The 13,605-nt window shown below is 70.7% G+C and carries 12 protein-coding genes and 1 tRNA gene; 5 read left to right on the top strand and 8 right to left on the bottom strand.

Going from position 1 to position 13,605, the window contains the following annotated elements; genetic code table 11:
- Window positions 1–5: 5 nt before the first annotated feature.
- The 5 genes from BXU09_RS05170 to BXU09_RS05150 form a co-directional block, all read right to left on the bottom strand.
- Window positions 6–1,070 (bottom strand): protein phosphatase 2C domain-containing protein, encoded by a 1,065-nt coding sequence (locus BXU09_RS05170; RefSeq protein ID WP_078300989.1) that lies wholly within the window; start codon window positions 1,068–1,070, stop codon window positions 6–8.
- Between the two features lie 82 nt (window positions 1,071–1,152).
- Window positions 1,153–2,862, bottom strand: a complete 1,710-nt coding sequence (locus BXU09_RS05165) for an HD domain-containing phosphohydrolase (RefSeq protein ID WP_078300988.1) — start codon at window positions 2,860–2,862, stop codon at window positions 1,153–1,155.
- A gap of 292 nt (window positions 2,863–3,154) precedes the next feature.
- Entirely contained in the window at window positions 3,155–3,622 is a 468-nt protein-coding gene (locus BXU09_RS05160; RefSeq protein WP_230283624.1) for a methylglyoxal synthase, read from the bottom strand.
- A 41-nt stretch (window positions 3,623–3,663) separates the two neighbouring features.
- On the bottom strand, window positions 3,664–4,569 hold the full coding sequence (locus BXU09_RS05155; RefSeq protein ID WP_078300986.1) for a DUF1206 domain-containing protein: 906 nt from the start codon (window positions 4,567–4,569) through the stop codon (window positions 3,664–3,666).
- A gap of 158 nt (window positions 4,570–4,727) precedes the next feature.
- Window positions 4,728–5,225, bottom strand: coding sequence for a YbjN domain-containing protein (locus BXU09_RS05150; RefSeq protein WP_055363958.1), 498 nt, complete (start codon window positions 5,223–5,225; stop codon window positions 4,728–4,730).
- A 172-nt stretch (window positions 5,226–5,397) separates the two neighbouring features.
- Between BXU09_RS05150 and BXU09_RS05145 the strand changes: the two genes are divergently transcribed.
- Complete coding sequence (locus tag BXU09_RS05145; RefSeq protein WP_078300985.1) at window positions 5,398–6,444, top strand: bifunctional nicotinamide-nucleotide adenylyltransferase/Nudix hydroxylase; 1,047 nt, start codon at window positions 5,398–5,400, stop codon at window positions 6,442–6,444.
- A 48-nt stretch (window positions 6,445–6,492) separates the two neighbouring features.
- Here the strand turns inward: BXU09_RS05145 and BXU09_RS05140 are convergent, their stop codons facing one another.
- On the bottom strand, window positions 6,493–7,074 hold the full coding sequence (locus BXU09_RS05140; protein ID WP_078300984.1) for a GIY-YIG nuclease family protein: 582 nt from the start codon (window positions 7,072–7,074) through the stop codon (window positions 6,493–6,495).
- 129 nt (window positions 7,075–7,203) lie between these two features.
- On the opposite strand from BXU09_RS05140, the gene BXU09_RS05135 reads away from it, so the two are divergent.
- From BXU09_RS05135 to BXU09_RS05125, 3 genes are all read left to right on the top strand, one after another.
- Window positions 7,204–9,882: a DEAD/DEAH box helicase gene (locus tag BXU09_RS05135; protein WP_078304771.1), complete on the top strand. Its 2,679-nt coding sequence runs from the start codon at window positions 7,204–7,206 to the stop codon at window positions 9,880–9,882.
- A gap of 87 nt (window positions 9,883–9,969) precedes the next feature.
- Window positions 9,970–10,043: transfer RNA gene (locus BXU09_RS05130), tRNA-Gln, on the top strand.
- A gap of 244 nt (window positions 10,044–10,287) precedes the next feature.
- On the top strand, window positions 10,288–10,872 hold the full coding sequence (locus BXU09_RS05125) for a DUF4384 domain-containing protein (protein WP_078300982.1): 585 nt from the start codon (window positions 10,288–10,290) through the stop codon (window positions 10,870–10,872).
- 69 nt (window positions 10,873–10,941) lie between these two features.
- On the opposite strand, the gene BXU09_RS05120 is transcribed toward BXU09_RS05125, so the two are convergent.
- Window positions 10,942–11,787 carry a helix-turn-helix domain-containing protein gene (locus BXU09_RS05120; protein ID WP_078300981.1) on the bottom strand — a complete coding sequence of 282 codons (846 nt, stop codon included), beginning with the start codon at window positions 11,785–11,787 and terminating at the stop codon, window positions 10,942–10,944.
- 110 nt (window positions 11,788–11,897) lie between these two features.
- Here BXU09_RS05120 and BXU09_RS05115 point away from each other — a divergent pair, with 110 nt between their 5' ends.
- Window positions 11,898–12,578 (top strand): glycerophosphodiester phosphodiesterase, encoded by a 681-nt coding sequence (locus BXU09_RS05115; protein ID WP_078300979.1) that lies wholly within the window; start codon window positions 11,898–11,900, stop codon window positions 12,576–12,578.
- Window positions 12,579–12,727: 149 nt separating this feature from the next.
- Here BXU09_RS05115 and BXU09_RS05110 read toward each other — a convergent pair whose 3' ends face one another.
- Complete coding sequence (locus BXU09_RS05110) at window positions 12,728–13,576, bottom strand: NAD(P)H-binding protein (protein WP_168174563.1); 849 nt, start codon at window positions 13,574–13,576, stop codon at window positions 12,728–12,730.
- Window positions 13,577–13,605 lie beyond the last annotated feature (29 nt).

The raw sequence follows: 13,605 nt of genomic DNA, 5'->3' as shown, positions 1-13,605 counted from the left end.
CGCGTTCAGTGCCGCGAGCTGCTGAGGGGGCTGTCCGGGGCGGGCGGCGCGGGGTCCAGGGCGGCGCTGGGACTTTTCAGGACGTTCAGGGTGCGCCGCGTGACCTGGGTGCGCTGCCACACCAGCAGGCCGAGCAGGGTGGCGGTGCCCAGCAGCCCGATCAGCATCCGGCGTTCCGGGACCAGCATGATGCCCAGCAGCGTGAAGTACGCGACCATCAGCAGCAGGTACGTGAGCAGGCTGCTGCCCCGCTGTGTGCTGAGCAGCACGTCCACGTAGGTGGGGCCGTCCTCGCGCCGGACGGGCAGGGGGTAGCGGGGCGCGGGACTGTCGCGGTGCACGTCGATGATCAGCGCCGTGATGTTGTCGGGGCCGCCCCCGTCGTTCGCGGCGTTCACCAGGATGCGGGCCGTCGCCTCGGGCTCCATGGGCCGCGACAGCAGCAGCAGCAGCTCCTGATCGGTCACCACGCTGCTCAGACCGTCACTGCACAGCAGCAGGCGGTCCCCGGCGCGCAGCGGCAGCCCGAACAGCTCCAGCCGCACACGTTCCTCGCCGCCCAGCGCGTTGCTGACCACGCTGCGCCACTGATGGTCGCGCGCCTCGGCCTCGGTCATGTGCCCCAGCCGGACCTGCTCGGCCACCCAGGAGTGATCCTCGGTCAGGCGGTGCAGTTCGCCGCCGCGCAGCAGGTACGCCCGCGAATCCCCGACGTGCGCGATCAGCGCCGCGCCCCGGTCGATCAGCGCGGCCAGCAGCGTGGTGCCCATTCCGACGTACTCGCCGACCGCGTGGCGCAGCACGGCCACGTTCGCACACTGCACCGCCTCGGCCAGTCGCGCCGGGGGGGTGCCGCGCCCGTCGAGGTACTGCTGGCTCAGGGCGTCAAGCGCGAGGTTCGCCGCGAGTTCCCCGGCCGCGTGGCCGCCCATGCCGTCCGCGACCGCGTACAGCCCGCCGGTCGGGAGGTCCAGCGCCAGCGCCGCGTCCTGGTTCACACCGCCCTGACGCTGACGACCCACGTCCGTCAGCAGACCGGCAGTGAGAGAGGGCGTCGCATTGGCGCGCATGAGTTCAATATAAGCCACCGGGTCAGATTCGCCCGCTCGGAATTCCACACACCCAACCGGGCCGACCGTTCAGTCTTCTCATTCAGTGGCGTTCAGGCAGGCGGCCGCTCTCATGCAGGGCCAGGAAGACCCTCACGATTTCGGGGTCGAACAGCGTCCCAGCGTGGCTTTCCAGGTAGGCCAGCGCCTGGGCCGGTGTCCAGCCGGGTTTGTAGGGACGCTCGCTGATCAGCGCGTCGAAGGTATCGACCACCCTCACCACCCGGCCCCCCAGTGGAATCGCCGGTCCCGCCACCCCGGACGGATAGCCGCTGCCGTCCCAGCATTCGTGGTGCGTCAGGGCGATCTGCGCGGCCAGTTCCAGCAGCGGCCCGCCGTCCGCCGCGCCCGGCTGCGACAGCAGTTGCGCGCCCAGCGTGGTGTGGGCCGCCATGCGCGCCCACTCGTCGGAGATCAGCGGCCCCTGCTTGAGCAGGATGGCGTCCGGAATGCCGATCTTGCCCACGTCGTGCAGGCGCGCCGCCAGTCCCAGCTGCGCGGCGTCGGCGGGCGCGCGGCCCAGCGCCAGCGCCACCGCCTGCGTGGCGTCCCCGACCCAGCGGGTGTGCGGCCCCAGCGGCGCGTCCCGGAATTCGGCGCAGCTGGCGAGCAGGTCGATCACGGCCCGCTGGCTGCGCGCCAGCTGCGCCGTGCGTTCCTGGACCAGCAGATCGAGTTCCTCGCTGCGCTGCCGGTGCAGCCGCGCCTCCTCACGCGTGGCGTGCAGGCCCACGCGCGCCTGGGCCGCTTGCGTCCGCTCGCGCGCCAGCCGGTCGCGGCGGCGGGCGTCCAGCGCGTGGTACGCGCGGTGGTGAGCCAGCGCCCCGGCGTGATCGCCCAGCGCCTCGCAGGCGTCGCAGGCGGCCAGGTGCAGCGCGGCGTGCTCGTCCGGCAGGTGCGTGTCGGGATTCAGGGTCAGGGCTGCCCGGACCTCCGTGAGCGCCTGGGAGGCCAGACCCAGCGCCAGCTGCGCGCGCGCCAGGTCGGGCAGCACCTGCAGGGCGCCGCGCGTGTCGCCGCCCTGCCGCATCAGGGCCAGCGCCCGCCACGCCGCGTCATGCGCCGCTTCCGGGTCGCGGCGGTGCAGCAGCAGCCGCGCCAGCGCCGCGTGCCCCTCCCCGGCCAGCCGGTCGCCCCGGCCGGGCCGCCGCTGCGCCAGCGCCTCCTGCAGGTGCGTCTCGGCGTCCGTGAGAGCCCCGGCGTAGCGTTGCGGGTCGGCCTCGAAGGCCCGCAGGGTCACCTGCGCCAGCCGCACCACCGTGTGCAGCGCCAGACCGGGCCGGTGCCGCGAGGCCAGACTGCCGCGCAGGGCCTGCAGGGCCGCCGCGTGATCCCCCTGCTCCGAGTGCGCCTGCGCCAGATCCTCGATCACCTGCACTTCCAGGCCCGCCTCGCCCGCCTCACGCGCCAGATTCAGGGCCAGCGCCAGGAATTCCTGCGCCTCGCTGTCGCAGGCGAGATTCCGCTGCGCGCAGGCCGCCTCCTGCCACGCGTGCGCCTGCGCGGCCCGGTCCTCCGCCGGCAGGAACGCGACCGCCTCGAGCAGCGCGGCCAGCGCCTCCTGCGAGCGGCCCAGGCGGTTCAGGGCCACGCCGCTGCGGTACAGCGCCGCCCCGAGCGCCGCGTCGTCCCCGGAAGCACGCGCCTGTGCCTCGGCCCGCAGCGCCTCCTCGAACGCAGCCTGCCACTCCGGGCCCGGCTGGAACGTCAGGCCGTCCAGCCCGAAACACGCCTGCCCGAACCACGCCGTCACGCCTGCCCCCGCCCGGACGAACGGAGGCGCCCAGCCGCAAGGACACGCCCCGCCGGTCCGGACCGGCAGGCGAGCGTCAGGAAGGCCGACCCGCACATGCCCCACCATGAAACTCCAGCCGGGCGCCGCTGACCAGCGCCCACCGGGAACCGCCACCGGGGGTCCCCACTGTATGAAGGTCGGGTGGAGGCCCTGCCCCGCACCCTGACTTGACACCCTGGCCCGGCCGCCGCGTGGTGGGCGCCGCGGGACGGCCTTTACAGACCGCCCGGCCGATCCGGGCCGACGCCGGTCAGCCCTGGATCTGCTCGCGCAGCCACAGCATCAGCGCCTCGGCGCTCGCCGGGTTGGTCGCCAGCGGGATGTCGTGCACGTCGCACAGGCGCACCAGGGCCGACACGTCCGGTTCGTGCGGCTGCGCCGTCAGCGGGTCGCGGAAGAAGAACACCGCCAGCACGCGTTCCTCGGCCAGTCGCGCCCCGATCTGCTGGTCGCCGCCCAGCGGCCCGGACAGCACCCGCTCGACCTGAAGGCCCGTCTGCTTGGCCAGGATGCCGCCGGTCGTGCCGGTCGCCACCAGATGAAAGTTCGCCAGGGTGTCGCGGTGACTCAGGGCGAACAGGGCCAGTTCCAGCTTTTTCTTGTCGTGCGCGATCAGGGCCACCTGCCGCCGCTCATCGGGCCGCCGGTCGTCGGGCTGTCGGTTGTCGGGTCGCCGTTCACCGGACTGCCCGGATGCAGAGGAATCGGGTACGGTCATGCCCGGCATTCTTTCACGCTTTCACGCGTCGCTTCCCGCCCTCACGCGGCGTCCTGAATGCGGATGCGGCGGTAACGGGCCTGCACGGCGCACCACACCCCGTAACACAGGGTCCCGGCCGCCACCACGCCCAGCAGCAGATTCCCGGATGGCTGCGAGCGCAGCCACGTCAGCGCCTCGGAGATACCCACCGTCCGGCTGGCCTGCCCGCTCCAGGCGGCCAGCAGGGCGAACACCCCGATGATCAGCATCAGCACCCCGCGCGACGCGATGCCCACCTGCCCGGTCCGGATCAGCAGGTCGCGCACGCGGCCCTGCACGTCCGTGAAGCGCATCCGCTTCATGAACTTCGCGCCGTACGCCGTGTACAGCTGACTGCCCGCCAGTCCCAGCAGGCCCACGCCCACCAGCCCCAGCAGCAGCTGCCCGCCCGGCAGGTTCAGGACCGTCCCGGCCGCCTGCGTCTCGCTGCCGTTCCCCTGCGGCGCGCGGCCCGAAGCGGCCAGTCCCGCCGTGAACACCGCCAGCGTCAGATTCACGCCCGCGCTCAGCAGGTACCCGGCCCGCTTGACCAGCCCCTTGGCGGCCGTGCCCTGCCGTTCGGGATCCAGCGCGGCGCGGATCAGCTGCCACAGCGCGTACCCGACCAGCCCGACCGCCAGCACGAACAGCAGCGCCGACCCGCCCGGCAGGTCCTGCAACTGCGACAGCGCGCCGCGCGTGTCGGTGGTCCGGCCGCCCCGTCCGAGCGCGACCCCCAGCGCCAGGAATCCCACCGTGAAGTACACGATGCCCTTGCTGGCGTACCCGACGCGCGCCAGGGTCTCCAGGCCCGGAGCGGCGTGCTGCGCGGCGTGTCCGGCCGCGTCACGGGTGTCCCTCAACCCGGCCTTCACCTGCTGGGCGCCGCGACTGACGCGGCTGTTCACGTTCTTCAGGTCTGCCATCAGACCCGCAGTCTGACCCGTCCCCCCGCCCGGACGGACCTGAACGGCCCCTGGAGGTCTTGAGCTGACATCCGGTGTTTCTTCATGCAGGGCGCGGCCACAGCAGAGGAGGCGGCGCCGTGACCACACGCGCCGCCCCCTCTGCTGTCCGGGTCGGATCAGGGCAGTTCGAGTTCGAAGTCCTTCACGTCACCCAGGTAATCGGTCATCCAGGCTTTCAGGGTGGCGCGGGTGTACCCGCCGCCGATCGGCATGCTGGAATCCAGGTAGTACGCGCCCTCGTAGGCGTAGGCCTGCGTGTAGTAGTTGCTGTTCCAGTCGTTGACCAGCGCGGTATCCAGTTCTTCCTCGCTGTCGCTGTAATCCCAGGAGGTGCTGGCCGTCACGCGGCCACAGCTGCCCGCCTTGCAGTTGCTGAGCCACACGCTGACCTCGTAGTCGCCGGCCATGACGGTCATGCTGGGGTCGCTGTCGGGGGTGGCGGGGTCCATGGTGACGCGGTACCCGGCTTCCTTCAGGGCGGCCATCAGCGCGGCGGGCGTCGAGGCGACCACCTGCGCGCTCGCCCCGGTCATCGGAGCGGCCGCGCCGCCCGCCAGGGCAGGAGCAGACAGGGTGAGGACGAGCAGCGCAGCGGACACCAGATTTTTCTTCATGCTTCACAGTACGCCGCCGCCGCAAGCCGCGCACACCGACCTGACTCACCTGAACCCGGTTCAGACTTACGGGGATTGCCCCGGCCCGCGCCGCCACTGCGCCTCCCCATCACTGCGCCTCCCCACCGAGTCCTCATCAAATTCATAGACCGCTGGTGACATCGTGAGGATCATGGCCGTTCCCACCCCCACCCCACCCCGCCGCAAACGCACCTTCGGCGTGTACATCGGCCGCTTCGAACCCCCCCACGCCGCCCACCTGCAGGTCATGCTCGAAGCCCTGCGCAGCGTCCAGAAACTCATCGTCGTCATCGGCAGCGCCCGCGCCGCGCGCAACACCAAGAACCCCTTCACCGCCGACGAACGCCAGGAACTCATCACCGCCATGCTCCAGCAGGCCGGCGTCCCCCGCACCCGCCTGCTGTTCGTCCATGTGCGCGACTACTACTACAACGAAACCCTCTGGCTCAGCGAAGTCCAGGCCGGCGTCCACGCCCACACGCGCGGCAGCACCGACATCGCCCTCATCGGCCACATCAAGGACGAAAGCAGCTACTACCTGCGCTCCTTCCCCGCCTGGGAATTCATCCCCACCCACGTCGTCAGCCCCCTCAGCGCCACGGATGTGCGCCGCGCCTACTTCGAAGGCCGCCTGAACGACGTGCAACCCATGGTCCCACCCGCCGTCCACGCCTTCCTCGACACCTTCAGCCGCACCCCCGACTACACCGAACTGAAAGCCGAGTACGACCACCTCCTCGCCTACCGCGCCGCCTGGAAAGACGCCCCCTTCGCGCCCATCTTCGTCACCACCGACGCCGTCATCACCCGCAGCGGCCACGTCCTCCTCGTCCGCCGCGCCGGCCGCCCCGGACGCGGCCGCCTCGCCATGCCCGGCGGGTTCCTCGAACCGCACGAAACCCTCCTCGCCTGCGCCATCCGCGAAACCCACGAGGAAACCGGCCTGAGCCCCAGCATCGACCTCGCCGCCGCCCTGCGCGCCCAGGCCGTCTTCGACTACCCCGACCGCAGCCTGCGCGGCCGCACCGTCACGCACGCCTACCACTTCGACCTCGGCATCGGGCAACTGCCCCGCCTCAGCGGCGGCAGCGACGCCAGCGAAGCCCTCTGGATGCCCATCAGCGACGTCCTCGCCCGCCCCGAACTGTTCTTCGAGGACCACCACGCCATCATCGAACACTTCGTCATGCGCGGCTAAGGGGGCCGGGGGGAGGTTGCGGGCCGTGAGGGAGAGGCGGGCCGCAGCTCAGCGAACGCGCGCGACGTGCTGATGGCCGGGCTTGCGGCGCTCGATCTTTCCCTCACGCATCAGCAGGCCCAGCACCGAGTACGACAGGTAATCCTTGGCGCCGCCGCCGTAGTCGCTGCGCAGCCCCAGCAGGCTGGCCGTGTCCGAGTTGGTCACGCCGCCGGGGTTGGCCTGCGCGAATTCCAGCACGGCGTCCTTGAGCAGTTGCAGGCCCACCTGCGCTTTCTCCGGCACGCCCGCCGGCACGACCTTCCCGGCACGCGCCTTGCCTCCCAGACCGCTGGGCAGCACGGTGTTCGTCAGCAGGCCCCCGCTGGCCTGCGTGCCAAAGGCAGCGATCAGTTCCGCCTCGATCTTCAGCGCCTGCGCCTCGGTCAGGCCCTCGACCAGCCGCACGACCAGTATCTCGGCGCCGCCCGCCAGAATCTCGCGGATGCGCTGGCCCTTGGGCGTGCTGTCGGGTCGCCGCAGGTGATCGTGAGCGCGGGTACCGATGCCCTTGCCGATGTAGAACGGCGCGGCGGGCGACGTGCGCGGGTCCTTCAGTGCGTACACGTAGTACGAGAGGTCGGTGGTCACGCGCGGCGTCCGGTCATGCTGCGCCCATCATGCCAGGTCGCTCCCGGACACGTTTCCTCATACCCCGCACCCGGCCTGACCGTGACGCAACTCCCCTGCACCTGCGCGCGCCGCGCCTAGACTGTGCGGGTGTTGCCTGCCCGTTCTCCCTACGCCCGCCTGGAGGGGTTCCTGCGGGACACGCTGGGCGGCGGGGCGACGCGCCTGCACGAGGAGGAACCCGCTCCGGCGCGGACGGTGGGCGTGCCGGAGCTGGGCTGGAGTGACGCGGTGGCGCGCGGCTTCGGGTTTCCGGCGGTGTTCGCGCATCAGGCGCGCACGTTCGAGCTGATGCGCGCGGGCGAGAACGTGATCATCACGACACCCACGGCGAGCGGGAAGACCGGGGCGTTCTTTCCGGGGGTGTTCGACCGCCTGGAGCGGGACCCGGCGGCGACGGCGCTGTTCGTGTATCCGCTGGTGGCGCTGGGGCAGGATCAGCGGGACAAGCTGCTGGAGTTCCGCGAGCGGGGCGGCTTTGGGTGGGAGGTGGCGGCGTTTCAGGGGTCGGCGCAGGGGTCGGCCGTGTTCCGGCCGGGCGTGCGGATGGTGACGGCCACGCCGGACAAGCTGCACTGGTCGCTGGTGCAGCCGGGCGTGCGGGACTTCCTGCGCAACCTGTCGTTTCTGGTGCTGGATGAGGCGCACACGTACCGGGGCGGCTTCGGGAGCGAGGTGGCGGGGATGCTGCGGCGCCTGCTGGGGCTGGCGCGGGCGCTGGGCGCCAACCCGCAGGTGGTGCTGAGTACGGCGACCATCGGGAACCCGGCGGAGTTCGCGCGGGAACTGACGGGCGTGGACGCCACCGAGGTCAGCGAGTCCGGCGCGCAGCGTCACGGGAAACGCTACTACCTCGCGGACCACAGAGGGCAGCCCCGCCGTTTCTGGAACGCCGTGATGGACGCCAGCGCCCGTTACGACCTGAAGGTGCTGGCGTTCTTCCGGGGGCGGTCGCGGGCGGCGCGGCTGTACTCCACGTACCGGGCGCAGCCGGGGTACGCGGGGCGCGCGCACCTGTACATGGCGGGCACCAGCGACCGCGAGGGCCGCCTGTCCGAGTTCCGCCGCACGCGCAGCGGCGTGATGTTCGCCACGAACGCCCTGGAAGCCGGGGTGGACATCGGGGACCTGGAGGTCGTGATCATCGACGGGTATCCGGGCTCGCGCATGGCGTTCCGGCAGATGGCGGGCCGCGCCGGGCGGATCGCGCCGGGACTGGTGCTGTACCTGCCGTCCCTGAACGAGCAGGGCGTCCCGCAGCCCGCCGACGCTTTTTACAGCAACGCCGGGAATTTCCTTGACCTGCTGACCGGCCCGATCGAGAAGGCGGTCGTGGAGGCGAACAACCCGTACCTGTCGCCCCGGCATCAGGCGCGCGCGAACGAGGAATTCCACGCGGCGGGCCTGCCGGAACCGCACGCGGCCGCCCTCACGGCGCCCCGCTACTGGAACCTGCGCGGCGAGGGCAGCCTCAAGTACGTGGTGGTCGAGGCGGCCGACTGGGAGCGGCTGGGCGCGCGGGCGCTGGATAACCCGCTGGAAAGCCCCAGCCAGCACTACGCCCTGACCGAGAAGCACGAGGGCGCCGTGTTCACCCTGGACGGCCAGGGGTACCGGGTGCTGCGCTGGGAGAAACACGAGGGCGGCACCGTCATCCTGGTCGAGCGGCATGACACCGCCAACCTGTTCACGCGCGGCCTGTACACCATCGAGGTCACGCCCCGCGAGATGGGCAAGTGGGTGCAGCGCGGTCCGCTGGCGTACCGGCACGGCGAGGTCGTCATCCGCCGCCGCTACACCGGCTACCAGATGCTCCGGCAGGTGTTCGAGCGCGTCTGCGTGGGCTGCGACCGCGAACCCGGCCCCGCCGAACGCAGCTGCGTGAAATGCGGCGGCCGCATCCAGGACCGTATGCAGGACCACAAGCTCTCCGAGCACCTGTACGACACGCCCACCGAACTCCCCCCGTTCCGCACCAGTGCCCTGGAAGTCGGCGTGGACGCCCGCGCCACCGACTACCCCACGGCAGTCGCGCACACCCTCAAGCACCTGCTCCAGAAGGTCACGCCCGAGCGGGTCGCCTGCGACGAGAACGACCTGTCCGGCGCGTTCCGCGAGGGCCGCGACACGTACTTCTTCCTGTACGACGACTGGCTGGGCGGCCTGGGCGTGTCCCGCCGCGCCTCGCTGCACATGGACGACCTGCTGCGCCGCGCACTGGACCTGACCGCCAAGACCTGCTGCCAGAACCCGCACGGCTGCTTCGAGTGCATCGCCGTGAGCCGCTGCTACTCGCCCACCCTGCCCAGCGGGGAACGCCGCCCGACCGACAAGCACGCCACCCGCGCGTTCCTTCAGGCCGTGCTGGGCGTCACCGACGAGGAGCTGCACCAGCCCATCCCCGCGCACCTGCGGCCCGACCACTCCCCCGGCGCCTCCGTCCCGCACGCGCCGCTGCCCGACCAGCCCACCCCGCCCACCGACTGGCCCCTCCAGGCCCGCGAACTGCTGGATCTGCACGGCCTGAGCCTCCCGGAAGTCAGCGCCCGCCTCGGCATTCCCAGCCGCGAACTGCAACGCGCGGTCAGCACCACCCAGCCGCTGCGCCTGCGCCACGCGAAATTCGGGGACGGTGTGTTCATGCAGGGCTTCCATCAGGGCGAACGCCGCGAGGTTCTCGTGTACTTCCCCGGCGTGGGCCAGAAACGCCTGCTGCTTAAATTCGCCGGGCTGACCGTCATCGAGGCCGCCCCCACGCCCGCCCGCTGAGCGCGCCCCCACCCGCGCCGTCTTGACCCTGCCCGGCTGCCCCCGGTATACTCATGCCCGCCTGAAAAGGCACTGCGGGCGCACCCTAGGGATATGGTGTAATGGCAGCACAGCAGATTTTGGATCTGCTTGTCTAGGTTCGAATCCTAGTATCCCTGCCAGAACCCAGCGGCTTTCCGACCACCATCGGGGAGCCGCTTCTGCATGCCCCCGGCCCCAGCCGCGCCCCTTTTCTGACTGGATCATCATGAGCCGAAACGTGACGCAGCTCATGTTCAGTCAGCCTCCCTTCACCGCCCGTCAGGTGCCGGCGCCTACGCTTGAGGAGAACAGAAGCCGCTCCCAGACCCCACCAGCGCAGGCCACCCCGGCCGCGCCCAGGACAGAGCGGCCCCGGAGCCCCCCATGAAGAAAGCTGCCCTGATCCTCGCCGCCCTCGCCACCGTCACCCTGGGCACGCCCGCCACCGCCGCGCCCAAACTCAGCGCGCAGAGCATCATCGTCAACCCCGTCCCCACCGACCTCAGCGTCCGCGTGTGGGTGGACCGCGACCCCGGCGGCAACGGCACGCCCACCTACCGCGTCGGCGACGAGATCCGCATCGCCACCACCGTCAACGAAGACGCGTACGTGTACCTGTTCAACGTCAACCCGGACGGCACCACCGACCAGATCCTCCCCAACCACCTCAGCGGCACCCACTACGTCCGCGCCGGACAGACCCGCACCTTCCCCGCGCCCGGCGACAACTTCGTGTTCAACGTCAGCGGCCCGCGCGGCCTGAACAAGGTCCTGGTCATCGCCAGCCGCACCGAACTGAACCTCAGCCAGCTCAGCTCCTACCGCAGCGGCGAAGCGTTCGCCACCGTGAAACCCACCACCACCCCCGGCTTCGCGCAGGCCCTGAGCATCGTCGTGAACCCCATCGCGCAGCCCATCCCGCAGCAGAACTGGACCAGCGACACCGTCCGCTACACCGTCGGCCGCTAACCCCGCACCAATAACCCCGCACCAACCGCGCCGCCCCCGAGTGATCCGGGGGCGGCGCTGTCTGGGAGATCAGCCGTTGGGCAGGTAAGGCCACGCGACCTCGGCGGCGGGCGCTTCCGGGTCGGCCTGATCCCAGCCGTAGGGGTAGACCTCCCGGCAGATCAGGTCGCTGCAGGTGCCGTGCGCGCCGGCGTACGCGGCGGTCACGTCGAAGGCTTCCAGAATGGCGGGGAACTCGAACTGACGTTTCGTGACCGTCACGTACGCCTCGTGATGCGCCTCCTCCTCCCGCAGCGTGATCCCGGCCGTGGGCGTCAGGGTGCCGGTGTAGGGCACGCAGACCTCGACGGGACCGTCGCTGTCGGCGGTGACCGCGCCGTGGTAGATCACGAAGGGCGGTCCGGCAATCGCGGCGCCCTGCGCGGGAATGAACTCCAGCAGACGCTCGATGCTGGGCGGCAGGAATCCGTCCAGGTCCGGCTGGTAGACGCGCCGCTGGATGGTGGCGATCAGTCGGGCGGGCAGGTCGCGGGTGTGCACGGTGAACGTCTGGGTCATGGTGTCTCCTTCGAGGGTGTTCAGGACGTAGTCGGCGAGGGCGCGGTGGGCAGTGTGCCGCTGCTCGGCGCTGGCCCAGTACCTTCGGATCAGGGCCGGTCGTTCGCCGGGCGCTGCCTGCAACGTGGCGCGGATGGCGTTCAGGGGCATGTTCAGTTGCCGCAGCAGGCCGATCAGCCGGGCCGCGTCCAGTTGCGCGGGCGCGTAGTAGCGGTACCCGGTGTGAGCGTCCACGTGAGTGGGCGGCAGGAGGCCCAGGTCGTCGTACAGACGCAGCGCCTTTGAACTCAGGCGGGTCGCCTGCGCGAACGTACCGATGGTCATGAGGGACGTGGCGGGTGAGGGCAGTTCGGTCATGGGCGGGCCTCCGGAGGTGAGTCCAGCTTGAGCCCTGCCCCTGGGGAAAGGTCAAGGGCAGAGGCGCCCCTGACACCCAACGCTGACGTCGGGCGGGTAGCCTGCGGGGTATGAAGCCGCTTCTGCTGGGTCACCGTGGCACGCCCCGACTGCATACCGAGAACACCCTGGCCGGATTTCAGGCGGCGATGGACGCCGGTCTGGACGGCGTGGAGCTGGATGTGCGCCGCCTGATGGACGGCACGCTGGTCATTCATCACGATCCGGCGCTGAAGGAGGGCGGGTCGCTGCCCGCGATGAACGCTGCCGACCTGCCCGCGCACGTGCCGACGCTGGACGCCACGCTGGCCTGGGCGGCGTATGCGGGGGCGTTCGTGAACGTGGAAATCAAGTTCGAGGGGCCCCGCCCCGATGACCGCGTTCACCGCACGCTGGACGCCATTCGCGCGCATGGGCTGTCACGCCGCGTGATCGTCAGCTCGTTCAGTCCGCTGGTGCTGTACGCCGCGCGGCACCACGCGCCGGAGATCGAGCGGGGATTCCTGTTCCACCGCGCTTACCGTCTGGGTGCGCTGGACCTCGTGCCGCTGGTGATGCGGCGCGTGAAGGCGGCCGCACTTCACCCCATGCACCCCCTGATCAACGACACCCTGATGGCCCAGGCCCGCACGCACGGCTGGCGCGTAAACACCTGGACGGTGAACGACGCCGCGCAGGTTGCCCGCCTGAAAGCACTGGGCGTGGACGCCCTGATCGGCGACCTGCCGGACGTGCTGCTGACTGCCCGCTGAAGAAGGAAGCAACGTGTAGGCAGTGGGTGAGTCTTGACATGGCCGGGGGCGCCGCGCACACGCTGTTGACCATCAACCATCAACCATCAACCATCAACCATCAACCATCAACCATCAACCATCAACCATCAACCATCAACCATCAACCATCAACCATCAACCATCAACCAGTCCTGCCGGTAGTGCTGCGCGAAGTCCTCGATGGTGTGGCCGGTGCTGCCGGTCAGGGTGTGCAGGTCGGGGGTGATGGGGGCGGTGTCGCCGGCGCGGATGGGCGGGTAGATGGAGGCGATGCCGCGCGCTTCTTCCTCGTCGCTCTCGCCGGTGGAGATCAGGAAGTCCACGAAGCCGTCGTCGTCGACGGGGCGGTACGTGATGGTGTGGCCCAGGGCGCTGCTGAGGGCGGCGGCGACGGCGTGCCGGTCGGTGGAGTGTGGGCCGGTCAGGTCGTACTCGTGGCCCTCGTGACCGGGCTGGGTGAGGACGGCCACGGCGGCGGCGGCCACGTCGCGCGTGTCGATGAAGCTGGTGCGCTGCTCTCCGGCGGGTTCCGCGAACTCGTGGCGGTCGCGGATGCCGCGTCGGAACATCTGGTTGTAGTTCTGCATGAACCAGTTGGGCCGCAGGACCGTCCAGTTCAGGCCGCTGGCGCGCACGCTGTCCTCGGCCTCGCCCAGCGGGTTGTTGCCCTGCCCGGCCCCGAACCCGGATTGCAGGACGACGCGCTCCACGCTCGCCTCCTTCATGACACTCAGGGCGCGGGTCAGGGTCTCTGTGTCCACGGTTTCCGGGACGATCAGGTACACGCTCTGCACGCCGGTGGCGGCCTCGCGGACGCTGGCCTCGTCGCCGAAATCGAAGTGCGTGGCGTGCGCGCCGGGCGGGAACGCCGCTTCCTGCGGATGGCGGGTGCCCGCGCGGACCTGCTGTCCGGCGTTCAGAAGCTGGGGCACGAGTTCGCGCCCGACGTTCCCGGTAGCGGCAGTAACGAGAATCATGCCCTGACTGTAGGCCCGCCGCGCCCGGT

It is taken from the genome of Deinococcus sp. LM3 (assembly GCF_002017875.1).
Taxonomy (GTDB): domain Bacteria; phylum Deinococcota; class Deinococci; order Deinococcales; family Deinococcaceae; genus Deinococcus.
This window is presented reverse-complemented; position numbering and strand designations above follow the sequence as displayed.

Bases quoted from the DNA above. Each gene is read 5' to 3' on its own strand.
- BXU09_RS05170 (WP_078300989.1), bottom strand. From the start codon at position 1,070: ATGCGCGCCAATGCGACGCCCTCTCTCACTGCCGGTCTGCTGACGGAC.
- BXU09_RS05160 (WP_230283624.1), bottom strand. From the start codon at position 3,622: ATGACCGTACCCGATTCCTCTGCATCCGGGCAGTCCGGTGAACGGCGA.
- BXU09_RS05155 (WP_078300986.1), bottom strand. From the start codon at position 4,569: ATGGCAGACCTGAAGAACGTGAACAGCCGCGTCAGTCGCGGCGCCCAG.
- BXU09_RS05150 (WP_055363958.1), bottom strand. From the start codon at position 5,225: ATGAAGAAAAATCTGGTGTCCGCTGCGCTGCTCGTCCTCACCCTGTCT.
- BXU09_RS05145 (WP_078300985.1), top strand. From the start codon at position 5,398: ATGGCCGTTCCCACCCCCACCCCACCCCGCCGCAAACGCACCTTCGGC.
- BXU09_RS05125 (WP_078300982.1), top strand. From the start codon at position 10,288: ATGAAGAAAGCTGCCCTGATCCTCGCCGCCCTCGCCACCGTCACCCTG.
- BXU09_RS05120 (WP_078300981.1), bottom strand. From the start codon at position 11,787: ATGACCGAACTGCCCTCACCCGCCACGTCCCTCATGACCATCGGTACG.
- BXU09_RS05115 (WP_078300979.1), top strand. From the start codon at position 11,898: ATGAAGCCGCTTCTGCTGGGTCACCGTGGCACGCCCCGACTGCATACC.
- BXU09_RS05110 (WP_168174563.1), bottom strand. From the start codon at position 13,576: ATGATTCTCGTTACTGCCGCTACCGGGAACGTCGGGCGCGAACTCGTG.